General features: G+C 66.7%; 22 protein-coding genes. 13 read left to right on the forward strand and 9 right to left on the reverse strand.

Annotated elements, in window-relative coordinates:
• The first annotated feature begins 241 nt into the window (after positions 1-241).
• From BCO18175_RS23045 to trhA, 3 genes are all read left to right on the forward strand, one after another.
• On the forward strand, positions 242-2,320 hold the full coding sequence (locus BCO18175_RS23045; protein WP_174984328.1) for a carbon starvation CstA family protein: 2,079 nt from the start codon (positions 242-244) through the stop codon (positions 2,318-2,320).
• 12 nt (positions 2,321-2,332) lie between these two features.
• The gene (locus BCO18175_RS23050) at positions 2,333-2,539 is read left to right on the forward strand and encodes a YbdD/YjiX family protein (RefSeq protein WP_006480280.1); all 207 of its coding nucleotides are present in this window, start codon (positions 2,333-2,335) and stop codon (positions 2,537-2,539) included.
• 193 nt (positions 2,540-2,732) lie between these two features.
• A complete protein-coding gene (trhA, locus tag BCO18175_RS23055) occupies positions 2,733-3,353 on the forward strand; it encodes a PAQR family membrane homeostasis protein TrhA (RefSeq protein WP_085038110.1) in 621 nt (206 codons plus the stop codon).
• Between the two features lie 59 nt (positions 3,354-3,412).
• Here the strand turns inward: trhA and BCO18175_RS23060 are convergent, their stop codons facing one another.
• From BCO18175_RS23060 to BCO18175_RS23070, 3 genes are all read right to left on the reverse strand, one after another.
• Positions 3,413-4,792, reverse strand: a complete 1,380-nt coding sequence (locus BCO18175_RS23060) for an MFS transporter (protein ID WP_254608156.1) — start codon at positions 4,790-4,792, stop codon at positions 3,413-3,415.
• Positions 4,793-4,815: 23 nt separating this feature from the next.
• On the reverse strand, positions 4,816-5,247 hold the full coding sequence (locus tag BCO18175_RS23065) for a nuclear transport factor 2 family protein (RefSeq protein WP_174984334.1): 432 nt from the start codon (positions 5,245-5,247) through the stop codon (positions 4,816-4,818).
• Positions 5,248-5,362: 115 nt separating this feature from the next.
• Positions 5,363-5,716 (reverse strand): DOPA 4,5-dioxygenase family protein, encoded by a 354-nt coding sequence (locus BCO18175_RS23070; protein WP_174984337.1) that lies wholly within the window; start codon positions 5,714-5,716, stop codon positions 5,363-5,365.
• A gap of 491 nt (positions 5,717-6,207) precedes the next feature.
• On the opposite strand from BCO18175_RS23070, the gene BCO18175_RS23075 reads away from it, so the two are divergent.
• Entirely contained in the window at positions 6,208-6,585 is a 378-nt protein-coding gene (locus BCO18175_RS23075; RefSeq protein ID WP_174984341.1) for a hypothetical protein, read from the forward strand.
• Positions 6,586-6,808: 223 nt separating this feature from the next.
• A complete protein-coding gene (locus tag BCO18175_RS23080) occupies positions 6,809-7,297 on the forward strand; it encodes a hypothetical protein (RefSeq protein ID WP_174984344.1) in 489 nt (162 codons plus the stop codon).
• A 213-nt stretch (positions 7,298-7,510) separates the two neighbouring features.
• Here BCO18175_RS23080 and hpnH read toward each other — a convergent pair whose 3' ends face one another.
• Positions 7,511-8,671: an adenosyl-hopene transferase HpnH gene (gene hpnH, locus BCO18175_RS23085; protein ID WP_011353720.1), complete on the reverse strand. Its 1,161-nt coding sequence runs from the start codon at positions 8,669-8,671 to the stop codon at positions 7,511-7,513.
• A gap of 12 nt (positions 8,672-8,683) precedes the next feature.
• Positions 8,684-9,625: a 4-hydroxy-3-methylbut-2-enyl diphosphate reductase gene (gene ispH, locus BCO18175_RS23090; protein WP_166956044.1), complete on the reverse strand. Its 942-nt coding sequence runs from the start codon at positions 9,623-9,625 to the stop codon at positions 8,684-8,686.
• 402 nt (positions 9,626-10,027) lie between these two features.
• Here ispH and BCO18175_RS23100 point away from each other — a divergent pair, with 402 nt between their 5' ends.
• Complete coding sequence (locus tag BCO18175_RS23100; protein ID WP_174984347.1) at positions 10,028-11,215, forward strand: glycosyltransferase; 1,188 nt, start codon at positions 10,028-10,030, stop codon at positions 11,213-11,215.
• A gap of 102 nt (positions 11,216-11,317) precedes the next feature.
• Here BCO18175_RS23100 and BCO18175_RS23105 read toward each other — a convergent pair whose 3' ends face one another.
• Complete coding sequence (locus tag BCO18175_RS23105) at positions 11,318-12,784, reverse strand: phage tail protein (protein WP_174984349.1); 1,467 nt, start codon at positions 12,782-12,784, stop codon at positions 11,318-11,320.
• Positions 12,785-12,892: 108 nt separating this feature from the next.
• A complete protein-coding gene (gene hpnA / locus BCO18175_RS23110) occupies positions 12,893-13,900 on the reverse strand; it encodes a hopanoid-associated sugar epimerase (RefSeq protein ID WP_011353724.1) in 1,008 nt (335 codons plus the stop codon).
• Positions 13,901-14,076: 176 nt separating this feature from the next.
• Between hpnA and BCO18175_RS23115 the strand changes: the two genes are divergently transcribed.
• From BCO18175_RS23115 to BCO18175_RS23125, 3 genes are all read left to right on the forward strand, one after another.
• Positions 14,077-14,373, forward strand: a complete 297-nt coding sequence (locus tag BCO18175_RS23115) for an acylphosphatase (RefSeq protein ID WP_174918389.1) — start codon at positions 14,077-14,079, stop codon at positions 14,371-14,373.
• 16 nt (positions 14,374-14,389) lie between these two features.
• Positions 14,390-15,289 (forward strand): EamA family transporter RarD, encoded by a 900-nt coding sequence (rarD, locus tag BCO18175_RS23120; RefSeq protein ID WP_174984351.1) that lies wholly within the window; start codon positions 14,390-14,392, stop codon positions 15,287-15,289.
• 396 nt (positions 15,290-15,685) lie between these two features.
• Complete coding sequence (locus BCO18175_RS23125) at positions 15,686-16,810, forward strand: OpgC domain-containing protein (RefSeq protein ID WP_174984353.1); 1,125 nt, start codon at positions 15,686-15,688, stop codon at positions 16,808-16,810.
• A gap of 46 nt (positions 16,811-16,856) precedes the next feature.
• On the opposite strand, the gene BCO18175_RS23130 is transcribed toward BCO18175_RS23125, so the two are convergent.
• Positions 16,857-17,063 carry a hypothetical protein gene (locus BCO18175_RS23130; RefSeq protein WP_174984356.1) on the reverse strand — a complete coding sequence of 69 codons (207 nt, stop codon included), beginning with the start codon at positions 17,061-17,063 and terminating at the stop codon, positions 16,857-16,859.
• Positions 17,064-17,179: 116 nt separating this feature from the next.
• Positions 17,180-18,700 carry a peptide MFS transporter gene (locus BCO18175_RS23135; RefSeq protein WP_174984359.1) on the reverse strand — a complete coding sequence of 507 codons (1,521 nt, stop codon included), beginning with the start codon at positions 18,698-18,700 and terminating at the stop codon, positions 17,180-17,182.
• A gap of 499 nt (positions 18,701-19,199) precedes the next feature.
• On the opposite strand from BCO18175_RS23135, the gene BCO18175_RS23140 reads away from it, so the two are divergent.
• From BCO18175_RS23140 to BCO18175_RS23155, 4 genes are all read left to right on the forward strand, one after another.
• Positions 19,200-19,781: a cupin domain-containing protein gene (locus tag BCO18175_RS23140; protein WP_011353729.1), complete on the forward strand. Its 582-nt coding sequence runs from the start codon at positions 19,200-19,202 to the stop codon at positions 19,779-19,781.
• 179 nt (positions 19,782-19,960) lie between these two features.
• Entirely contained in the window at positions 19,961-21,571 is a 1,611-nt protein-coding gene (locus BCO18175_RS23145; protein ID WP_174971489.1) for a peptide ABC transporter substrate-binding protein, read from the forward strand.
• A gap of 11 nt (positions 21,572-21,582) precedes the next feature.
• Positions 21,583-22,521 carry an ABC transporter permease subunit gene (locus BCO18175_RS23150; RefSeq protein WP_174918383.1) on the forward strand — a complete coding sequence of 313 codons (939 nt, stop codon included), beginning with the start codon at positions 21,583-21,585 and terminating at the stop codon, positions 22,519-22,521.
• 13 nt (positions 22,522-22,534) lie between these two features.
• On the forward strand, positions 22,535-23,437 hold the full coding sequence (locus BCO18175_RS23155) for an ABC transporter permease (RefSeq protein ID WP_174971486.1): 903 nt from the start codon (positions 22,535-22,537) through the stop codon (positions 23,435-23,437).
• Positions 23,438-23,461 lie beyond the last annotated feature (24 nt).

Consider the following 23,461-nt stretch of genomic DNA (forward strand, 5'->3'; position numbering starts at 1 on the left):
TGTACGTGGCTCACCGCTCGCGATCAATCGCCGCACGATGTCGTGCATGCGCCGAGCATCTACGTAATTCTACGTAGCTCCGCATACGTAGTTATCCGCTTGTAAGCGGCCCCGGTCGCGCGGAATACTACGGCCCATCGCCCCGGCCTCAGCGAGACCGTGGCACGACGCATCGACGTCACGTGTGTGCGGCACCCTCGCCGCATGCCATCTAAAACCACATTGGAGACCAGGAGACGCCATGAATCGGGCTTCCAGTACCCTGCTCTGGATTGCGGTCGCGCTGCTCGGCGCGTTCGCGTTCGGCACGATCGCACTCGCACACGGCGAGCGCGTCAGTGCCCTCTGGATCGTGATCGCCGCAGTCTGCGTGTATCTGATCGCGTATCGCTTCTACAGCCGTTTCATCGCCAGCAAGGTCATGCAGCTCGACGGGCTGCGGATGACGCCGGCCGTCAAGTACAACGACGGCCTCGACTACGTGCCGACCAACAAGTACGTGCTGTTCGGCCATCACTTCGCCGCGATCGCCGGCGCCGGCCCGCTCGTCGGGCCGGTGCTCGCCGCGCAGATGGGCTACATGCCCGGCATGCTGTGGATCCTGGCCGGCGTCGTGTTCGCCGGCGCGGTGCAGGACTTCATCGTGCTGTTCATCTCGACGCGCCGCGACGGCCGCTCGCTCGGCGATCTCGTCAAGATGGAGCTCGGCACGGTGCCCGGCGTGATCGCGCTGTTCGGCGCGTTCCTGATCATGGTGATCATCCTCGCGGTGCTCGCACTGATCGTCGTGAAGGCGCTGACGAATTCGCCGTGGGGCACATTCACCGTCGCCGCGACGATTCCGATCGCGCTGTTCATGGGCGTCTATACGCGCTACATCCGTCCGGGCCGCATCGGCGAAGTGTCGATCATCGGCTTCGTGCTGCTGATGGCGTCGATCGCGTTCGGCCAGCACGTGCACGATTCGCCGACGCTCGCCGCATGGTTCACGTTCACCGGCACGCAGCTCACGTGGATCCTGATCGGCTACGGCTTCGTTGCATCGGTGCTGCCGGTGTGGCTGCTGCTCGCGCCGCGCGACTACCTGTCGACGTTCCTGAAGATCGGCACGATCCTTGGCCTCGCGATCGGCATTCTGGTCGTCGCGCCGGAGCTGAAGATGCCCGCGCTGACGAAGTTCGTCGACGGCACGGGCCCCGTGTGGTCGGGCGGCCTGTTCCCGTTCCTGTTCATCACGATCGCGTGCGGCGCGGTGTCGGGCTTCCACGCGCTGATCTCGTCGGGCACGACGCCGAAGCTGATCGACAACGAAACCAACGCACGCTTCATCGGTTACGGCGCGATGCTGATGGAATCGTTCGTCGCGATCATGGCGCTGGTCGCCGCGAGCGTGATCGAACCGGGCATCTACTTCGCGATGAACGCGCCGGCCGCCGTGCTCGGCTCGACGCCGGAAGCGGTGGCCAACACCGTCACGCAGTGGGGCTTCGTGCTGACGCCCGACATGCTGACGCAGACTGCGAAGGCCGTCGGCGAAACGACGATCATCGCGCGCGCGGGCGGCGCGCCGACGCTGGCCGTCGGCATGGCGCACATCCTGCACCAGGTGATCGGCGGCGAAGCGATGATGGCGTTCTGGTATCACTTCGCGATCCTGTTCGAGGCGCTGTTCATCCTGACGGCCGTCGACGCCGGCACGCGCGCGGGCCGCTTCATGCTGCAGGACCTGCTCGGCACGTTCCACCCGGCGCTCAAGCGCACCGAGTCGCTGCCCGCGAACCTGGTTGCGACCGCGCTGTGCGTGGCCGCGTGGGGCTACTTCCTGTACCAGGGCGTGGTCGATCCGCTCGGTGGCATCAACACGCTGTGGCCGCTGTTCGGCATCTCGAACCAGATGCTTGCCGCGATCGCGCTGGTGCTCGGCACCGTCGTGCTGTTCAAGATGAAGCGCGAGCGCTATGCGTGGGTGACGATCGTGCCGACCGTGTGGCTGCTGATCTGCACGCTGACCGCCGGCTGGCAGAAGATTTTCGACGCGAACCCGAAGGTCAGCTTCCTGGCGCACGCCGCGAAGCTGCAGGCCGCGGTGGACGAAGGCAAGGTGCTCGCGCCGGCGAAGTCGATCGCGCAGATGAAGCGGATCATCTTCAACGACTACATCGATGCGGCGCTGGCCGGCCTGTTCATCTTCGTCGTGGTGAGCATCGCGGTGTACGGCGTGATCGCCGTGCTGCGCGCGCGCCGCGAGGCGAAGCCGACCGTGCGCGAGACGCCGTACGAAGCGATGCCGGCCGCGCAGGCGCTCGGCAGCGGACGTTAAGGGGAGGCCGCGATGTTCAGCGATCTTGGCAGCGACCTGCGCAGTGCGGGGCGTTACCTCGGGCAGGCGTTGCGGCTGATGGTCGGCCTGCCCGACTACGACACCTACGTCGCGCACATGCGCGAGACTCATCCGGACCGCGAGCCGATGACGTACGAGGAATTCTTCCGCGAGCGTCAGAATGCGCGGTACGGGTCGGGTGCGGGGAAGTGCTGTTGAACCGCACCGCTACCGCGGTTCGGTGATCGACAGGGAAGCGCTGCGAAGGATTTCGCGGCGCTTTTTCTTTGGCGGCCGGCAGTGCGCATGCGGCGGGAATCGCCGCGCAGTTTGCCGGCGCGCAGCGCGGCAACGGCCGGCGGCCGGTATCATAGGGTTCATTATTCCCGATGGACCCGCAGGAGAACACGTCGTGCATGTCGGTGAGCGTTTCAACAGCATTTCCCATCTCGTCGGCGCGGTGCTGTCGGTGGTGGGTCTCGTGGCGCTCGTGACGATGGGCGCGCTCGAAGGCGATCCGTACAAGGTGGTGAGCTTCAGCGTGTACGGCGCGATGCTGATCCTGCTCTACGCGATCTCGACGCTGTATCACAGCGTGCGCAGCCCGCGCCTGAAAGCGATCCTGCAGAAATGCGACCACTCGGCGATCTACCTGCTGATCGCCGGCAGCTATACGCCGTTTACGCTCGTCACGCTGCGCGGCCCGTGGGGCTGGTCGCTGTTCGGCGTGAGTTGGGGGCTGGCCGTGTTCGGGATCGTGCAGGAACTGACGCTCGGGCGGCGCACGCGCATGCTGTCGATGATCCTGTACGTGGCGATGGGCTGGCTCGCGCTCGTCGCGGTGCGTCCGCTGATCCATGCGCTGCCGCCGGTCGGTACCGCGTGGCTCGTGGCTGGCGGCCTGATCTACAGCGCGGGGATCTACTTCTTCATCAACGACGAGCGTATCCGCCACGGGCACGGTATCTGGCACCTGTTCGTGCTGGCCGGGAGCCTGTGCCAGTTCGTCAGTGTCGCGATGTATGTCGCGTGAGTGGCGGGCGGCACTGATCGCGAGGCGATGAGCAGCCGGCGCGTCTGCCACGGCATGCTCTAGCGGCGCGTGGCGGTTCGCAAGTGCGCGGCCGGTTCGCCGGTTGCCGGTGTCGGCCGCGTGGTGATCCACCATGTCGCCGCGGCGAGTGCCGACAATCCGGTCGCGATGCCGAGCGCCACCCGCATCGCCGCCGGAAACGGCTGCAGCGTCGCGATGCATGCGCCGAAGATCGCCACACCGAGCGCCGATCCGCTCTGCCGCGCCGCGTTCAGCGCGGCCGCCGCCACGCCGGCGCGGCGGCGGTCGACCGTCCCGAGCGCCGGCGACGTAGCGGCCGGCGAGATGAATCCCGATGCGAAGCCGATCGCGAGCATCGGCGCGACGGCGAGCCACGCGGGTGTCGTCGCACCGATGCCCGTCATGCCGAGCGCGCCGGCCGCATAGAGTGCGAACGCCGCGCACATCGAGCCGCGCGCGCCGAAGCGCGCAACCAGCTTGCCCGAACACAGTCCGCCGAGCGCGACCATCGCCGTCATCGGCAGGAACGCGAGCCCCGTATCGAGCGGGCTCGCGCCGCGGATCTGCCGATAGAACAGGCTGAGCACGAACAGCAAGCCATAGAACACGAACGCCGACGCCATCGACACGAACGTGGATCCTGCGAACAGCCGGTTGCGGAAGAACGCGAGCGGCAGCATCGGTTCGCGGTGCCGCGCTTCGATTGCGATGAACGCGATCCACGCGACGACGCTCGTCACCGCCCCGCCGATGATCGGCACCGAGTGCCAGCCGAGTGACGGGCCTTCGATCAGCGTGCCGATCAGCGCCGCGATCGCGACGATGGCCGCGGCCTGGCCGCCCCAGTCGAAATGCCGCGATCCGTCGCCGTCGGTGCGTGCGACCGTGCAGCCGAGCCAGATGCCGGCGAGCCCGAGCGGCAGGTTCACGAAGAAGAGGCTGCGCCACCCGAATAGATGGATCAATACGCCGCCGATCAGCGGGCCCGACGCCATCGCGATGCCGCCGCAGCCCATCCACAGGCTGATCGCCGACGCGCGCGCGGCCGGTTCGGGGAATGCTCGGTTGAGCAGCGCGAGCGAGCAGGGCACCAGCATCGCGCTGCCGACGCCTTGCAACGCGCGGGCGACCGCGAGCGCAGGGAGGGTCGGCGCGACCCCGCACAGCGCCGACGCAGCGACGAATACCGCGAGCCCCGCGATATAGACGGTGCGGTCGCCGAGCCGGTCGCCGAGTGTGCCGCCCGTCATCAGCAGGCTCGCGAACGCGAGCGTGTACGCGTTCACGATCCACTGCAGGCCGGCTACGCGGCTGCCGAACGTGTGGGCGATGTCGGTGAGCGCGACGTTGACGATGGACGCGTCGAGCAGCACGAGCGTGTAGCTCACGCAGGTCGCGGCGAGTACGCGGCGGGCCATGGCGTGGTTCGGTACGGCGGCCGTCATGCGCGGTCGCGTGCCGGCGTGGCGGCCTGCAGTGCGAGAAAGCCGACCCATCCCCAGTACACGCGATGATGCGCGATCAACCCGTCGCGCAGATCCATCACCTCGACGAGATCGACCTGGTCGCCGTCCGGTGTGGCGCGCGGATATTCCCACGTGAGCTGGCGGCCGTTCGAGAAGAACAGCCCGGTGCGGTACCAGCGCCCGAGCCTGTTGCCGGGATTGCGCAGGCCGGCCGCGAAGAATGCGCCGATCGCGGCCTTGCCGTGCAGTACGCCGGAGCCATGATCGGGCAGCGTGACGACGATCAGCGGCGTTTCGAGTACTGCATCGTCGGCATACAGCGCCATCAGCGCATCGACATCGCGCGCGACCACGGCCGCGTGCCAGCCTTCATAAATGTGCCGGGCGTCGGCGTTGGCGTGTGACATGGCGGGTTCCGGAAGCATCGATAACGGAACCCACTGTATGGGCGCACCGCCGCGAGACGTTTCACGTCAACCCGAAACGTGGATGTCGCGGCGGCGCAGTCGGCCGCGAGCGCCGTTATCCGGCCAGCGCGTCGAGGTTCAGCACATACGATTTCCCGATCCACACCGCGCAATCGCGATGGTCGCGCAGTTCGTCGTTCGTATTCGGATGCAGGAAGATATCGAGCGCACCGTGATTCAGCACGAGCCACGGCACGATGTCGTCGAAGCGCGTGGCGTCGAACGCGATCTGGTACGACCAGGCCGGGTGCGGGCCGACGAGGCGTTCATGAAAGCGGCCGAGTTCGATGACCGCGCCGAACCGTTCGTCGACGACCTGGCGAAACGCCCAGGCCGCGTCGCGGCTGGTCGCATCGAAATAGACGTGCGCGTGCCAACTGTGGATGGCGGTGGTGTCGAGGGCAGCCATGGAAGGACTCGAAAAAATGGGAATGCATGAGATGCCGTGCGAAACGGCCGATGCGTGATTATCGCGCGTCCTTGCTGTGCATGTCGTGTCGCTATCCGGCAATCCGGACGCGATGACTTGTCCTGAATCACAAGAATCGTTCGATTCGATCAAGCCGGGGTTTGAAGTATCCGCACGCGCGATATCACGCCGGAAGCCTTGTCGGCAGGTACGCCAGCCGCGATCGCACCGGCAACACGTCATTTCGGAAATTGAAAAAGCGCTGCGTGCGCTGCTTCGGATCGTCTGAACAAATGCGATCAGGGCGTTGAATGAATTAAAGAAATTCCTGTTTGGCGGGATTCGCGCGTGACGCGGTTTGCACGCCGGATTTCGAAGCCGAAAATATCAATTGCGGAATCGGCTATTCATGCGGAATGCAGTGCGTCATACGATGGTTTCAACGCATCGTCGAACACGATCGATGCGGGGACAACCACCTGGAGGCCACTATGCGATCCCTCGTTCCCGTTGCTGTACTTTCCTGCGCACTCGTTGCGCTGCCCGCCGTCAGTTTCGCTCAGTCTGCCGTGACCGACGGCGCATCGAATGCCTCACTGTCGAGCTGGTGGGCGGCGCGTGCCGAAACCGACGCGCAACTGATGCAGATGACGCGCGCCGGTTATCGCGCGACGTCGGCCGGCAACCAGAACTATCCGCTCGCGATGCAGCGTGCGCTCGAACGTGTCCACAACCCGGTGCCGGACCGGTCGCGCGAAGAGCGGGCCGAGATGGAAGCGCGCGCCGCGCGCGACGTGCAGGGCGGCCATCCGGTCAAGGCGTTCTTCGTGAAGACCGCGTACTACCTGAAGGGCGAGAACACGTTCTGATGCAGGAGACGAGCATGGCTTGCACGATCCGATTTGCCGGCGTCGTGCGCGCGTCGGCGCCGCGCCGGCTGCCGGACGCGCGAGCGACGCAACGGCGCGACGATGGACACGGCGCGCGGCGTCGAGCGAAGCACTCGCGCCATGCGCGCCGTGACGCCGTTGCGTGCCGCATCGCATGGCCGGCTTTCGAGGCGAGCGATGCGCCCGCCGACGGGAGCCCATCATGAAGGGCTCCCGGAAGAACCGTCGCCACGTGCCGTTGACCCGCGAGTGGCTGCTGCCGCTGCCGCCCGTGCATGCACGCGACATCTCGCTGAAATGCCACATGGCGCTCGTCGCGCTGCGTGGCGGGCATGGCAACGAGGCGCTGCTGATGCGCTTGCGCACGAGCGTCTACCTGGTGTTCCTGGCGCTCGACGATGCGGTGTGCACGGACGCGGACATCGACCTGTGCGTCGACGCGGAGCGCGCGCTCGATGCGGGCGTGGTGCGCGCGGCACAAAGCGGCGCATGGGCGCTGCGCGACGATGAATGCGTGGTACTCGAGCATGTGCTCGCGGCGAACGACACGTGCGTCACGACGCTCACGCGGCATCGGCTGGCCGAGCTGTGGGAGCACGTCTGCACGTTCGCATCGAGCGGCCAGCCGGCGCTCGTCGCGAGCGCGGCGGAGAAGATGCGCATGCACATGGCCGAATCGCTTGCCGCGTAGCGTCGCACCGGTTTCGCAGGGAGGATGGAGGAGACAGGGCCGGTCGCCGCAACCGCGCTGCTTCGGCGATTGCGCTGCCGTCGCGGTCATACGGTGACGGCGAAACGCGACGCAAAACCCCGGCCCAAAACAAAAGCGCCACGGAGCGGACTCCGTGGCGCTTCATTTTTTGCCGCCGGCGCGGAGGCATGGCCCCCGCGTGGCGATACGCGCTTAAGCGGCTGCTGCCGGCTTCGCAGCCTTCTGCAGCTTGCCCTTGCCGGCGCGCTGGATTTCCTCGAGCTTGATCTCGACGTGACGCGAGAACACGTACTCGGCCGGGCGCTGCTTGTCGATCGGAATGTCCGGTGCGAACGGGCCGTCGGTCTTGATGCCCTTGCGGCTCACGGCGAACGCCTTCAGCGGATGCGCCATCGTGTCCATCACGGCGGTCGCTTCGAAGCCGCAGTGGACCATGCAGTCCGCGCACTTCTCGTAGTTGCCGACGCCGTAGTTGTCCCAGTTCGTGTCTTCCATCAGTTCCTTGAAGGTCTTCACGTAACCTTCGCCGACCAGGTAGCACGGCTTCTGCCAGCCGAACACCGTACGCGCCGGGTTGCCCCACGGCGTGCACTTGTACGTCTGGTTGCCGGCCAGGAAGTCGAGGAACAGCGACGACTGGCTGAACGACCAGCGCTTGCCGCCTTCGCCGCGCTTCAGGATCTCGCGGAACAGGTTCTTCGTCTTGTCGCGGTTCAGGAAGTGCTGCTGATCCGGCGCGCGTTCGTACGCGTAGCCCGGCGACACGGTGATGCCGTCGACGCCGATCGGCTTCAGCGTGTCGAAGAACTTCGCGACGCGTTCCGGCACGGCATCGTTGAACAGCGTGCAGTTGATGTTCACGCGGAAGCCGCGGCGCTTCGCTTCCTTGATGGCCGCGACCGCCTTGTCATACACGCCTTCCTGCGACACCGAGTGGTCGTGCGCCTGCTGGTCGCCGTCGAGGTGGACCGACCAGACGAAGTACGGGCTCGGCTGGTAGTCGTCCATCTTCTTTTCCATCAGCAGCGCATTCGTGCAGAGGTAGACGAACTTCTTGCGCTTCATGATGCCGCGGACGATTTCCGGCATTTCCTTGTGCAGCAGCGGCTCGCCGCCTGCGATCGACACGATCGGTGCGCCGCACTCGTCGACCGCTTCCAGGCATTCCTGGACGGACAGACGCTGATTCAGGATGGGATCCGGGTAATCGATCTTGCCGCAGCCGTTGCACGCGAGGTTGCAGCGGAACAGCGGCTCGAGCATCAGCGCGAGCGGATAGCGTTTGTTGCCGGAAAGGTGTTGGCGCGTGATGTACGCGCCGACGCGGACTTGCTGGAGCAGCGGAATAGACAAGAGATGTCCTCCTTAAACTTCGCGGGCGACAGCTTGCGTGAGCTTCGCCGGCAGCTTGAATTCGACTTTTTCCTCACGGCCCGCCATCGTCGTGACGTCGACGGGCCCCAGCGCGCGCAACGCGCCGATTACATCTTCGACCATTTCCTCGGGCGCGGACGCCCCGGCGGTCAGCCCAACGGTCTTCGCATTCGCGAACCATTCGGCCTTTACTTCCGAACCGTCGGCGACGAGGTAGCTCGGCACACCGCTTTCGGTGCCGATCTCGCGCAGGCGGTTCGAGTTCGAGCTGTTCGTCGCACCGACCACGAGCAGCACGTCAACCTGTTCGCTCAGCTCGCGTACGGCGGCCTGGCGATTCTGCGTTGCGTAGCAGATGTCACGCGTGTCCGGGCCGACGATGTCGGTGAACCGGCGCTGCAGCGCTTCGATGATGCCACGTGTGTCGTCGACCGACAGCGTGGTCTGCGTAATGTACGCGACCGGCGTGTCAACGGGCAGCGTCAGCGTATCGACTTCTGCTTCGCTCTGCACGAGGATCACCTCGGCCGGAATCTGGCCGATCGTACCCTCGACTTCCGGGTGGCCCGCGTGGCCGATCAGGATCAGCCGGCGGCCCGCCGCGACGTACTGGCGGCCCTGCACGTGCACTTTCGTGACGAGCGGGCAGGTGGCGTCGAGCACGTCGAGCCCGCGCGTTTCCGCGTCGCGCTCGACCGTCTGGGCGACACCGTGCGCGCTGAAGATCGCGACAGCGCCGTGGGGCACCTCGTCGAGTTCCTCAACGAATCGGGCCCCTTTATTACGCAGATTTTCGACGACATGCCGGTTATGCACGATCTCATGACGCACATAGACCGGCGCACCGTGCTGTTGCAGCGCGCGATCGACGATCTCGATCGCACGGACAACCCCCGCACAAAAGCCGCGGGGCTGGGCAAGGATGACTCGCATAGGTGAGCGAACTCCGACGACAGACGCCGGGGTTCGAGGAGCTGGCACTCGCTCGCTCGCCCCGGCTTGATGTTATGAAGGCAGGAACGAACCGGCCGGCCAGGCCCCGGAACCCCGAATTAATCGCGCATTTTAACTCTATCGGCAAGTCCTTGCTCTGGTGCCGTATCTGCCGTGTTGCATTTGCGGGAGAGCCGCGTCGGCGCTGGCGCGCGCGGAACCCAGTAAACTATGTGGTTTCGCGGGCAGCCGCTCCGGCTGCCCGGCGTCGCGCTCATTTCAAGGCCATTCGATGACCGTCGATTCTTACGCGTATTGCCCGACCGCCCGTGCGGTTTCGGGTGTTTTGTTCCTGACCCTGATTGATTTTGCCGATGCCGGCGCCCGGCAGGAGGCGTGCCGATGATGCTGGTTCTTGCTTTCCTGGTGTCCGGTCTGTCGCTGATGATCTGGATCGTGCTGCTCGTCGCGCGCGGCGGCTTCTGGCGCGCGGTGCCCGCGCGGCCGCTGCCGCCCGAGGCGCGCGGCGCGGCGGCCGAGGCCGGCTGGCCGGCCGTCGTCGCGGTCGTGCCGGCACGTAACGAGGTCGACGTGATCGCCCGGGCGGCCACTTCGCTGCTCGAGCAGGATTACCCGGGCGAATTTCATCTGATCATTGTCGATGACCACAGCGACGACGGCACCGCCGACGCGGCCCGCGCGGCCGCGCTCGCGATCAACCGCGCCGACCGGCTGACGGTGCTGGCCGCGAAGCCGCTGCCGGCCAGCTGGTCGGGCAAGGTGTGGGCGCAGTCGCAGGGGATCGCCGCGGTGCAGACGCTCGGCCTGCCGGCCGACTACCTGCTGCTGACGGATGCCGACATCGGCCATCCGCCCGACGCCGTCGCGCAGCTCATCACGCGCGCGCAGGCCGAGAACCGCGATCTCGTGTCGCTGATGGTGCGGCTGCGCTGCGATTCGTTGTGGGAAAAGGCGCTGATCCCGGCGTTCGTGTTCTTCTTCGCGAAGCTCTACCCGTTCTCGTGGATCAACAACCCGCGCAACCGGACGGCCGGCGCCGCGGGCGGCTGCATGCTCGTCAAGCGCACCGCGCTCGAGGAAGCGGGCGGCATCGAGTCGATCCGCGGCGCGCTGATCGACGACTGCAGCCTCGCCGCGCAGATCAAGCATCGCGGCGAAGGCCGCCATCCGATCCGGCTCGACCTGGCCGACCGCAGCGTGTCGCTGCGCCCGTACGACAGCTGGCGCGACATCTGGAACATGATCGCGCGCACCGCGTTCACGCAGCTGCACTATTCGCCGCTGCTGCTGGCGGGCACGCTGCTCGGGATGACGATCATCTATCTCGTGCCGCCTGCCGCGGCGCTCGCGTACGGCGCGCGCGCATGGCCGGCGTGGCTCGCGTGGGCGTCGATGTGCGCCGCGTATGCGCCGATGCTGCGCTACTACCGGCGCTCGCCGCTGTGGGCGCCTGCGCTGCCGCTCGTCGCGCTGTTCTACGTCGGCGCGACGTTCGCGTCCGCGTGGCGCTACTGGCGCGGCAAGGGCGGCCAGTGGAAGGCGCGCGTGCAGGCGCCGGTGGATCGCTGAGTATTGCCCGGGAGGCGCGCCTCCCGGCAGCCGGAAAGCAAACAGCCCGATCGGTGGAAACCGGTCGGGCTGTTTCGTTTCGGCGGTGCTGCCTGCCGGCGCTTAGCGCTGGGTCAGCATCATGTACATCTGGACCACGACGTCCGGCGAGAACGTGAACGGCACCCAGCCGTAGCCCGTGTGGCGGGCCACCAGCAGGCGGTCGCCGTTCGTCTGCTTCTGCACGGCCATCATCGGGTTCTTCGTCGTCACGAAGCGCCAGCCGGCCGGGATGCCGGGCGGCGGCTCCGGCTGCATCGACGCGCGCACGTGCGCGAGTTCCTCGATCAGCTGGCCCAGTTGCTCCGGATGCAGCGTGATCGATTCGCCGTTGATGGTCAGCGTGAGTTCGTTCTGCGTCGGGCGCGACACGTGCAGCGTCGATTTGTCGGTCGGGGCCGGGGTGATGGCGTCGGCTTCGACTTCGCCTTCAACCGGCGTTTCGGCTTGCGCCGTCGCGACGATGGCCGTTTCGGCATCGGCCGTTGAATCCACCGTTTCGGCCGCGGCCGGCGCGGGTGCGATCACGGCCGGTTCCGCTGCCGGCGTATCGGCCGGCGCAGGTTCGACGACTTCGGCTGCAACCGCCGGGGCTGCAACCGCCGGCGCTGCAACCGCGTTGGTCGCGGCTTCCTTGACGACGGCCTCGACCAGCGCCTCGGCGTCGGCGATGGCCTTCGCGTGGTGCTGCGCAGCCGCTTCGGCTTGTGCGATCGCTTCGGTGTGGCGCTGCGTGACGGCTTCGGCCTGCGCGGTGGCATCGGCGTGGCGTTGCGCGGCGGCCTCGGCCAGCGCGATCGCTTCGGTATGGCGTTGCGTGACGGCTTCGGCCTCGGCGGTCGCGTCGGCATGACGCTGCGCGGCGGCCTGCGTTTCCGCGATCGCCTGCGTGTGCTGCTGTGCGAGTGCTTCGGCTTCCGCGATCACAGCCGTGTGGCGCTGCGCGGCGGCTTCGGCTTCGGCGATTGCTGCCGCGTGACGCTGCGTGGCCGCTTCGGCTTCGGCGGTCGCTTCCGCGTGCCGCTTCGCAGCGGCCTCGGCTTCGACGGTCGCGGCCGTGTGGCGCTGCGCGGCCGCATCGGCTTCGGTGGCTGCCGCGTGATGACGCTGTGCGGCGGCCTCGGCTTCGGCAATCGCTGCCGCGTGGCGCTGCGACGCCGCTTCGGCATCCGCGTGACGCTGCGCGAGCGCTTCGGTCAGCGCGGTGGCTTCCGCATGGCGCTGCGAGGCGGCTTCGGCCTGCGCGGTGGCATCGGTATGACGCTGGGCGGCGGCTTCCGCGGCGGCGGTCGCGCTGGCGTGGCGCTGCTGCGCGGCTTCGGCATCGGCGGCCGCAGCCGTGTGGCGTTGCGCGGCGGCCTGCGCTTCGGTTTCCGCGGCGGCGTGACGCTCTGCCGCGGCCTGCGCTTCCGTTGCTGCGGCGCGCGCGAAGGCTTCCGCGCTGCGGGCCGCCTGCTGCGCGGCGTGGTGATCGTGGAGGAGCTGATCGACGCCCATGGTGAGCGAAGCGATCTGATCGTTCAGGTTCATGCGTGTCTTCTCTGCGTAAGACCCGCGATTTTAACCGCTGCGCCGGTACCGGGCCGCGCGGGACGTGTAACAAAGTGCGCAAAGCGGCGTGAAGCACGCCGCTTTGTGTTACTTCAGGTAGCCCGCGGAGCCGAACCAGTCGAGCGCATCGCGCAGCCCTTCGCGGTACGGACGCGCACGGTAGCCGAGCTCGCGCTCGGCCTTCGCGGACGTGAAATACATCTTGTTCTTCGACATCCGCAGCCCGTCCACGGTGACGAACGGCTCCTTCTTCGTGAACTTCGCGACCGCTTCCGCACCGACCGCGAGCGGGTAGAGCGGCCAGCGCGGCAGCGCGATCGTCGGCGCCTTGCGGCCCGTCATCTGCGCGATGTCCGCGAGCATTTGCTGCAGCGGCAGGTTCTCGCCGCCGAGGATGTAGCGCTCGCCGATCCGGCCGCGCTCGAGCGCGAGGAAGTGGCCGTGCGCGACGTCGTCGACGTGCACGAGGTTCAGCCCCGTGTCGACGAATGCGGGAATCTTGCCGAGCGCGGCCTCGACGATGATGCGGCCGGTCGGCGTCGGCTTCACGTCGCGCGGGCCGATCGGCGTCGACGGATTGACGATCACGGCCGGCAGCCCCTCGTCGGCGATCATCCGCTCGACCGCGCGTTCCGCGAGCACCTTGCTGCGCTTGTAGACCCCGATCGCCTGCTCGGCCGTGAGCGGCCGGTTTTCGTCGGACGGATCGCCGGCGCTCGTCACCTTCAGCGTCGCGACGCTGCTCGTGTAGACGATTCGCTCGACGCCTTCCGCGCGTGCCGCGCGCATCGTCGCGACCGCGCCCTCGAGGTTCGCACGCTCGATCTCGTCGGGATCGGGTGCCCACAGCCGGTAGTCGGCTGCCACGTGCAGCAGGTAGCGCACGCCGCGCAGCGCGGCGCGCATCGACGCCTCGTCGCGCATGTCGCCGGTGACGATCTCGGCGTCGAGATCCGCCACGTTCGTGCGCGGGCTGGTCGGGCGCACGAGCACGCGTACCGCATAGCCTTTCTGCTGCGCAATGCGCGCGACGGCCGAGCCGACGAAACCGGACGCACCGGTGACGAGAACGAGATCGCGGGAGGTATCAGTCATGCGTTTCCTTCAGGGCCGCGCGCGGGCCGCGCGGCGGTTGAGCGTCGGCGAGATTGTACGTGGTCGGCGCGCGCGGCGACGCCAGGCCGCGACGGGTGCGAACCGGCTGCGGCCCGTGTGCGAAGCGGCCGACGCGACTACAATGCCGGGCTTGAATGCAACGGGAGGGCGACGCGATGAGCCGCAATGAACTGGACGAACGGATCGAGACCTACTACGTGCGGGTGCGCGGCGTCGTGCAGGGCGTCGGCTTCCGTCATGCGACGGTGCGCGAGGCGCATGCGCTGAAGCTGCGCGGCTGGGTCGCGAATCTCGAGGACGGCACCGTCGAGGCGATGATCCAGGGCACCGGCGCGCAGATCGACCGGATGCTCGCGTGGCTGCGTCACGGCCCGCCGGCCGCGCGCGTGACCGAGGTGACGTTCGAGGAACGCCAGACCGAAAGGCGCTTCGAGCGCTTCCAGCAGCAGTAAGAGGCGCAGAACGATCATGACGGGGTATCCGGAGGCCGGGCGCGGCCTCATGTTGTCGGTGGCGGCGTCGACGCTGTTCGCGCTGATGTCCGCCTACGCGAAACTGCTGGCGCCGCTCACGGGGCTCGACATCTTCGCGTGGCGCGTGTTGTGGACCGCACCGGGCGCGCTCGCGCTGATCGCGCTGCGGGGCCGCTTGCCCGCGCTCGTCGATCTCCTTCGGCGCAGCGTGCGCAGCTGGCGTCTGCTGATTGCGCTGCCCGTGAGTGCCGCGCTGCTCGGCGTGCAGTTGTGGCTGTTCCTGTGGGCGCCGCTGCACGGCCGCATGCTCGAAGTGTCGCTCGGCTATTTCCTGCTGCCGCTGACGATGGTGCTCGTCGGCCGCTTCTACTATCACGAACGGCTCGATCCGCTGCAATGGGCGGCGGTCGCGTGCGCCGCGCTCGGCGTCGCGCACGAGGTGTGGGCGACGCGCGCGTTCGCGTGGCCGACGCTCGTCGTCGCGCTCGGCTATCCGCCGTATTTCGTGCTGCGCCGGCGGATCAACGCCGATTCGCTCGCCGCGTTCGCGGTCGAGATCGCGCTGCTGTGCCCGATCGCGTTCGCGATGGTCGTGACGAGCACGACGCGCGTGGCCGACCACCCGGTGCTGTGGGCCGTGCTGCTGCCGGGGCTCGGCGTGCTCAGCACGCTCGCGCTCGCGAGCTACCTGAAGGCGAGCCGGATGCTGCCGATGGCGCTGTTCGGCATTCTCGGCTACGTCGAGCCGGTGCTGCTCGTCGCGGTGTCGCTGCTGCTGCTCGGCGAGACGCTGAGCATTGCGAAGCTCGCGACGTACGGGCCGATCTGGGTCGCCGTTGCGCTGACCGCATGGCACAGCGCCATGCTGATGCGGCGCCTGCCAGCGCGGGGATAAGCGTCGATCGCGATGCGGCGGCTGCATGCAGCGCGCCGCGTCGTGTATCGAAACCATCTGCACGGCAGCGGTCGAACACATCGATGCTGACTGCAAACTGGCGTCGCGCTGACGTGAGTCTGGCAACGCTGCCTGCTTTGCACCACAAGGCTCGCGCGTGTAATCGAACAGAAGATTCGGTTGCACTTTGTTACTTAGGGTCTCCCCGGATCGGCCATTAGACTGGCCTCACCGACTTCCCTACGTATGCAGCCTTTCAATGAACGGTCATCCCCGTGCCTGGCCGGCCGGGTTGGCGCGATGCGGGCATACGCGTATCGCCGCTGATCACGCTCGCCTTCTTCTCCCCGATCCAGTCCCCGGTGCGCGCTGCACCGCCGTCGTGCAGGTGTGCTCATGTCGTTGAGCCCGCCGCCTTCCGCCACGTTTCCACCGTCGCGTAGCGGCCGCCTGATCGAAGTCGATTTCTTCCGCGGCATCGTGCTGTTGATGATCGTCGTCGATCACATCGGCGCAAGCGTGCTGTCGCGCGTCACGCTGCACGCGTTCGCGCTGTGCGACGCGGCCGAGGTCTTCGTCTTTCTCGGCGGCTTCGCGACCGCGAGCGCCTATGGCGCGATTGCCGAGCGACAGGGCGCGCGCGCCGCGCAAAAGCGGTTCGTGCGCCGCGCGATGCAGATCTACCGCGCGTTTCTCGCGACCTCGACACTGATGCTCGTCGTGTCGGCCGTGCTCGACCACTACGGGATCGATGCGCCGAACCTCGCGCTCGACGACGTCAGCGTGATGCTCGCGTCGCCGCTCACGGGCGCAGCCGAGCTGCTGACGTTCCAGCGCCAGCCCTATCTCGCGTCGGTGCTGCCGATGTATGTGCTGTTCGCGCTGGCGTCGCCGGTGCTCGTGCCGTTCGCGCGTCGCCATCCGTGGCTGCTCGTCGCGCTCGGCATCGCGTCGTGGCTCGCGGCGGGCTGGCTCGGCCCCGAGCTGCTGGATACCGACGGATTCCGCTGGAGTTTCAATCCGTTCGCGTGGCAACTGATGTTCGTCGCTGGCGTGCTCGCGCGCTGCCAGCCGTTCTACCGGCGCATCGCGCTCGGGCGCTGGGGGGCCGCGGCGACCGGGCTCGCGTGCGCGGTCGTGCTCGGCTGCGCGAGCTACAAGCTGTTCTCGGGGCTGCCGCTGCCGGAAGGCGTGTTCAAGCGCGATCTCGCACTGCCGCGCGTCGTGAGCTTCGCGGCCATCGCGTGGCTGATGGCCGATTGCGTGCGCTTCGGCTGGATCGCGCGGATCGCGCAGGGCGTGCGGCCCGTCGTGGCCGTGGGCCAGCGCGGGCTGATCTGCTTCGTCGCGGGCGCGGCAATCTCGCTCGTCATCGATTCGCTATTGCATCCGGTCGTGCGGAGTGCCGATCTGCGGCATGTCGGCGTGGGCCTCGTGGCCGACGCGTGTGCGCTCGGGCTGATGATGGCCGTGGCTGGTTCGGGAACGTGGATCGCGCGATGGCGCAGCGCGGCCGCGTGAGCGGTGCGGGAGGCGGCGCGTGCGGCACGGGGTGTGCCGCGCGGCCTTAATGAGGTGAGCCGATACGGGAGCGGGGAACGGCGGTTGCGTCGTCGGATTCGGCGTCGTCGCGTTCGTCGGGCGCCGGATCGTCGCGCTCCGCGAGTACCGCGTCGGCTTCGGCTGCCGCCCGGGCGGCGCGCAACGCAGTGCATCGCTGCGCGTGCCGGATGTCCGAGAGGATTCTCAGAAGCCTCGTGGTCTTGCTTTTCATTATCTTCTCCCGCCAGTGCGCATCTCGGCGGATGCACTGCTTGCAACCAGTGTAGGACGCAATCGCGCAACCGGCGGGAGAAGGTGGCGTGCAGGCCGCGCGCCGAGGGATTTTACTTACTGCGCGGTGGCGACGCCCTGCGCCTGCAGCGCTTCTTCGCGGCGCTCTTCTGCACAACGCTGGTGCTGGCGCGACAGGCGGTTCATCAGCGGCAGCAGCAGCAACGCGAGCAGCATGCCGATCGCGGCGAGCCAGCCGAGCTTCTCGAACAGCGACAGGTACAGCGGCAGCGATTCGGTGGCCGGCAGTTCGTGCGACGGCATCTGCGCGAAGTTCGCGACGACGCTGCCCAGATACTGCGACACGCCCGTCGCGACGAAGTACGCACCCATCATGAAGCCGCTCATGCGCGCCGGCACGTAGCGGGCGATCATCGCGAGGCCGAGGCCGCTCACCAGCAGTTCGCCGAGCGAGTAAAGGCCGTAGCCCCACACCATGAACCACGACGACACACGGCCGTCGACCGCATAGCGGCCGCTGATCGTGAACACCAGGTAGCCCGCGGCCACCGCGCCGAAGCCGAATGCATACTTCGCGGCGACCGGCAGGTCACGGCCGCCCTTCGCGACGGCGTTGTAGACCCACACGAGCACCGGGCTCAGCAGCATGATCCAGATCGGGTTCAGTGCCTGGAACTGCGCGGCGCTCCACGTGAACAGCGTCGTGCCGAACAGCATGAAGCGCGGATCGACGTTGCGCAGCGCGAACAGCGTCAGCGACGTCGACATCTGCACGTAGAAGATGAAGAACAGGATCACCTGGCCGATCAGCACGAGTGCCGCGATCAGGCCTGCGCGCTCCGAGCGCTCCGACTTCGCGATCATGTACGCGAAGATCGCGAGGATCGCGAACGCTGCCGTCCACACGCTGGCGACAGCGAGCTGCTTGTGCTGCAGCACGTACAGCGTGATCAGCGCGAGCCCGACACCGCCCAGCGCGACCGCGCCGAGGCGCTTCCAGCGGATCGGCTGGTCGTCCGGCAGCGAGCCGACGTGCGCGAGCGTGCGATGCATCAGCATGAAGTTGAGGATCGCGAGCAGCATGCCGCCGCAGCAGACCGCGAACGCGGTGTGCCAGCCCCAGTGATCCTTGATCCACGGCGTCGCGAGCATCGACACCGTCGAGCCGATGTTGACCGCCATGTAGTAGATCGTGAACGCGCTGTCGATGCGCGCGTCGTCGCCTTCATAGATGCGGCGCACGAGGTTCGCTGCGTTGGCCTTGAACAGGCCGTTGCCGACGACGATCACGCCGAGCGACGCATACATGTACGTCAGCTGATCGTTCGGTACCGACAGCATCAGGTAGCCGGCGCACAGCACGGACGCGCCGATGATCATCGTGCGGCGGGCGCCGAGCACCTTGTCGCCGATCCAGCCGCCGATCGACGGCGCGGCATAGACGAGTGCGGTGAACGCACCCCAGGTCAGGTTCGCATGGCTGTCGGTGAAACCGAGCCGGTCGACCATGAAGAGGACCAGGAGCGCGGCCATGCCGTAGTAGCCGAAGCGCTCCCACATTTCGATGAGGAAGACCGTCGTAAACGATCGGGTTTGTGAAACAGGTGGTTGCATCATCAATCTCGTTTGAAACGGACGGCACGGATCGCGCGTCGTCTTGGGGTCGAACTGGCGCCGGTGCACAATGGGCCGGGTAGGCTTCGTGCTGGCGGTGGAACAGTCGGGCGGTTAGCCCGGGCCGGGGTCTGACTCCGCCTGGTGTGGCGGGGAGGGGCCCCGACCGGCGCGCGCGTGGTAGCGGCTGCCGGTCCGGTGCGTCAGGTATCTGCCACCTAGGGAAACTCCCAATGTGGCAGTAGCTTTCAGGAACATTCGTCTCATCATCTATTTGTAAGCTTTCGTGCCGGCCCTCCGAAGATTCCCGGAGAGCCGCTTGCAGCTTGCCTGTGAAGCCGGCGAGTCTGGCAAGATAGCGCGTCGTTTCGCTCGCTTCGTGTCCCGTTTAGTGCACCGGGCTCAACACCGAAGGCGTGTGCGAACCCGAAGACTAAGCTATATCGTTCTAACTTAGTTATTTTCCATCAAACATTTTTTGACGATCACTTTTCGGCCTGCTATGGTTCCCCCCACTGAAAACTCGCGGTCTGCAAACGCTACCGCCGCACTGGGCAGCAAGATTCGCGCGTTGCGCCAACGACTCAAGCGCACGCTCGACGACACCGCTACCGCCGCGGGGATTTCGAAGCCGTTTCTGTCTCAAGTCGAACGCGGGCTCGCGTCGCCGTCGCTGACATCGTTGGCCGGTATCGCGCACGCGCTCGGTGTGACGGTGCAGTACTTCGTGGATACGCCGAGCGAGGAACGCTCGGTTTGCCGAGGCGAGCAGCTGCGCTTCTTCGGGTTTGCCGATTCGGCGAACCTGTTCGCGAGGCTGACGAACGTGTCCGAAGGACGCCAGCTGGAGGCGATCCTCGTGAGGATGCCGCCGGGGCAGAAGCGGTCGGAGGTGACGACACATGCAGGAGAGGAGTTCCTGTATGTGATTGAAGGGGAAGTGTCGCTGACGCTGGAAGGCAAGACGTTCGTCCTGCAGGCCGGTGACAGCTCGCACTATCAGTCGACGGTCCCGCACAGCTGGGTCAACACCGCGAAGATCGAGTCGGTGGTGGTCTGGGTGGGTACGCCGAGGCTGTTCTAACGCACAGGTATTCCTTCGTTTCGAAGACGGAATGCCTGTCGAAAGAAACGTAAGGAATACTAAAATGCAATACGAGAATCACGGGCCTCCTCAATCGCTGCACCCGTCAGCGTCTCACGCGTAAACCGCGGCATCCGCCGCGCGACGCTCACCGAACAACCCTTCTCAAGACTGCCACGATGAAATCCTTGCATGCCATGTCGGCCGTGCTGGCCGCGCTCGCCCTGACGCCTGCCGCCCACGCCGTTACCGTTCCGTCGAACGTCGCGCTCGCTCCTCAACAGGACCTGACGCGCCAGGTGCCCGCCGAAGTCGAGTCGCTCGACCCCGCGCACATCGAGTCGTGGACCGGCAACACGATCGGCCTCGACCTGTTCGAAGGGCTGGCCCGCATCGATGCAGGCGGCCAGGTCGTGCCGGGTGTCGCGCTGTCGTGGGAACACAAGACGCCGACGACGTGGATCTTCAAGCTTCGCCGTGACGCGAAGTGGAGCAACGGCCAGCCGGTGACGGCCGCCGATTTCGTCTATTCGTGGCAGCGCCTCGTCGATCCGAAGACGGGCTCGAAATACACGATCCTCGTCGAATTCGTGAAGAACTCGAAGGACATCATCGCGGGCAAGGCCGCGCCGTCGACGCTCGGCGTGCGCGCCGTCGATCCGTACACGCTCGAGGTGACGACCGACGCGCCCGTCGCGTTCTTCCCCGAGCTGACCGCGATGGCGCCGCTCGTGCCGGTGAACAAGGATGTCGTCGCGAAGTTCGGCGACGCGTGGACGCGCCCGGGCAACATCGTCAGCAACGGTGCATACCAGCTGGTCGACTGGCAGCCGAACAACCGCATCGTCGTGACGAAGGACGCGAAGTACTGGAACGCGTCGAAGGTCGTGATCAACAAGGTCACGTTCCTGCCGATCGAAAGCGACGAAACCGCGATGCGCATGTACCAGGCCGGTCAGATCGACTACAGCTACTCGATTCCGTCTGGCATCTTCCAGCAGGTCAGCAAGCAGTTCGGCGGCGAACTGCGCCCGGGCCTGCAGCTCGCGACCTACTACTACTACCTGAACAACAGCGATGCGGCACTGAAGGACAAGCGCGTGCGCCAGGCGCTGTCGATGGTGATCGATCGCGAAGTGCTGACGTCGAAGCTCACGCAGGCCGGCGAGAAGCCGATGTACGGCCTGATGCCGAACGGCACGAAGGGCGTGCAGCCGTTCACGCCGGAATGGGCGTCGTGGCCGATGGCCAAGCGCATCGAGGCCGCGAAGGGCCTGCTGAAGCAGGCCGGCTACTCGGACGCGAAGCCGCTGTCGTTCACGCTGACGTACAACACCAACGACCTGCACAAGAAGGTCGCGCTGTTTACCGCGTCGGAATGGCGCACGAAGCTCGGCATCAACACGAAGCTCGAGAACGTCGAGTTCAAGGTGCTGATGAAGGAGCGGCATGACGGCAAGGTGCAGATCGCGCGCGACGGCTGGTTCGCCGATTACAACGACGCGATGACCTTCTTTGACCTGATCCGCTGCGGCAGCTCGCAGAACACCGTCGGCTACTGCAACAAGCAGGTCGACACGTACGTCGAGGACGGCAACCAGAAGCTCGACGACAAGGCGCGCGCCGCGCTGCTCACGCAGGCGCACGACGCGGCGATGAACGACACGCCGATGGTGCCGCTGTTCCAGTACTCGGCAGACCGTCTCGTGAAGCCCTACGTGGGCGGCTACTCGCTGAAGAACGTGATCGACATGCGTGCTTCGCAGGACATGTACCTGATCAAGCACTGAGCGGAGCGATCATGCTGGCCTACGCACTGAGGCGCACGTTGTGGGCGGTGCCGACGATCCTCGCGGTCGTCACCGTCTGCTACCTGCTCCTGCATTTCACGCCCGGCGGCCCGTTCGATACGGAGAAGCAGCTGTCCGCGGCCACGCTCGCGAACCTGAACGCGAAGTATCACCTCGACGAGCCGCTGTGGAAGCAGTACCTGCTGTACCTGAACGCGCTGCTGCACGGTGATCTCGGCCCGTCGTTCCGCTACGTCGACTGGTCGGTGAACGATCTCGTGAAGAAGGCGCTGCCCGTGAGCCTCGGCGTGGGTGGCGTGTCGATCCCGATCTCGATCGGGTGCGGCGTGCTGCTCGGCACCGTCGCGGCCGTGCGCCGCGACAGCTTCATCGACCGCTTCGTGATGCTGATCGGCAACTTCGGCAACGTGATCCCGCCGTTCGTGCTCGGCCCCGTGCTCGTGTGGATCTTCGCGATCCTGCTGAAGACGTCGTCCGGCAACGGCTGGCTGCCCGCGGGCGGCTGGGGCGACGGCGGCTGGCAGTACCGGCTGCTGCCGATCGTGCTGCTGACCTTCATCAACATGTCGCTGCTCGCACGCGTGATGCGCGGCTCGATGATCGAGACGCTGTCGAGCAACTACATCCGCACCGCGCGCGCGAAGGGCCTGCCGGGCTCGACGATCGTGCTGCGCCACGCGCTGAAGCCCGCGCTGATGCCGGTCGTGTCGCTGTTCGGCACGGTCTGCATCTCGTCGATCACGGCGGCCGTGGTCACCGAATCGGTGTTCGCGCTGCCGGGGCTGGGGCAGCTCGTCGTGAACGGTGCAATCAACCGCGACTACACGCTGGTGCTCGGCCTCGTCGTCCTGACGACGGTCTGCGCGGTGCTGTTCAACCTGCTGGTCGACCTCGCGTACGCGTGGCTCGATCCGCGTATCCGTTATTGAGCGAGGCACAGCGATGACTCCGACTACTCCTGTCGTCGGCCTGCCCGTGCAGACCGACTCGCCGCCGCGTTCGCGCTCGCCGCTCGCGCTTGCGATGGCGCGCTTCCTTCACAACCGTGCGGCCGTGTTCAGCCTCGTGCTGCTCGTGCTGGTCACGCTCACGTGTTTCGTCGGCCCGTGGCTGCTCGCGGCCGATCCCGCCGCGAGCGACTGGGGCTCGATCAGCCTGCCGCCCACCTGGGCGAACCAGCACTGGTTCGGCACCGACGAACTCGGCCGCGACCTGTTGGTGCGTACGCTGATCGGCGGCCGCGTGTCGATCGAGGTCGGCTTGCTCGGCACGCTCGTGTCGGGCCTGTTCGGCGTCGCGTGGGGTGCGACCGCGGGCTTCGCGGGCGGCCGCGTCGACTCCGTGATGATGCGCATCGTCGACATGATGTACGCGATTCCGTACCTGCTGATCGCGATCCTGATGATGACCCTGTTCGGCCGCTCGTTCATGCTGGTCGTGCTGACCATCAGCGCGTTCTCGTGGATCGACATGGCGCGTGTCGTGCGCGGCCAGACGCTGTCGCTGCGCAGCCGCGAGTTCGTCGATGCGGCACGTGCGATCGGCGTGTCGCCGGCATCGATCGTGCTGCGCCACATCGTGCCGAACCTGCTGGGCGTGGTCGTCGTGTACGCGACGGTCTCGGTGCCGGGCATCGTGCTGACCGAATCGGTGCTGTCGTTCCTCGGCCTCGGCGTGCAGGAGCCGATGACGAGCTGGGGCGTGCTGATCCAGGACGGCGCGCAGAAACTGGAATCGATGCCGTGGCTGCTGCTGGCCCCGGCCGTCATGCTGTGCGTGACGCTTTACTGCGTGAACTTCGTCGGCGATGGCCTGCGTGACGCGCTCGACCCGAAGGATCGCTGACGATGAAACGACCCCCACGCTCAT

The sequence above is a fragment of the Burkholderia lata genome (genome assembly GCF_902499335.1).
Taxonomy (GTDB): Bacteria; Pseudomonadota; Gammaproteobacteria; order Burkholderiales; family Burkholderiaceae; genus Burkholderia; species Burkholderia lata_B.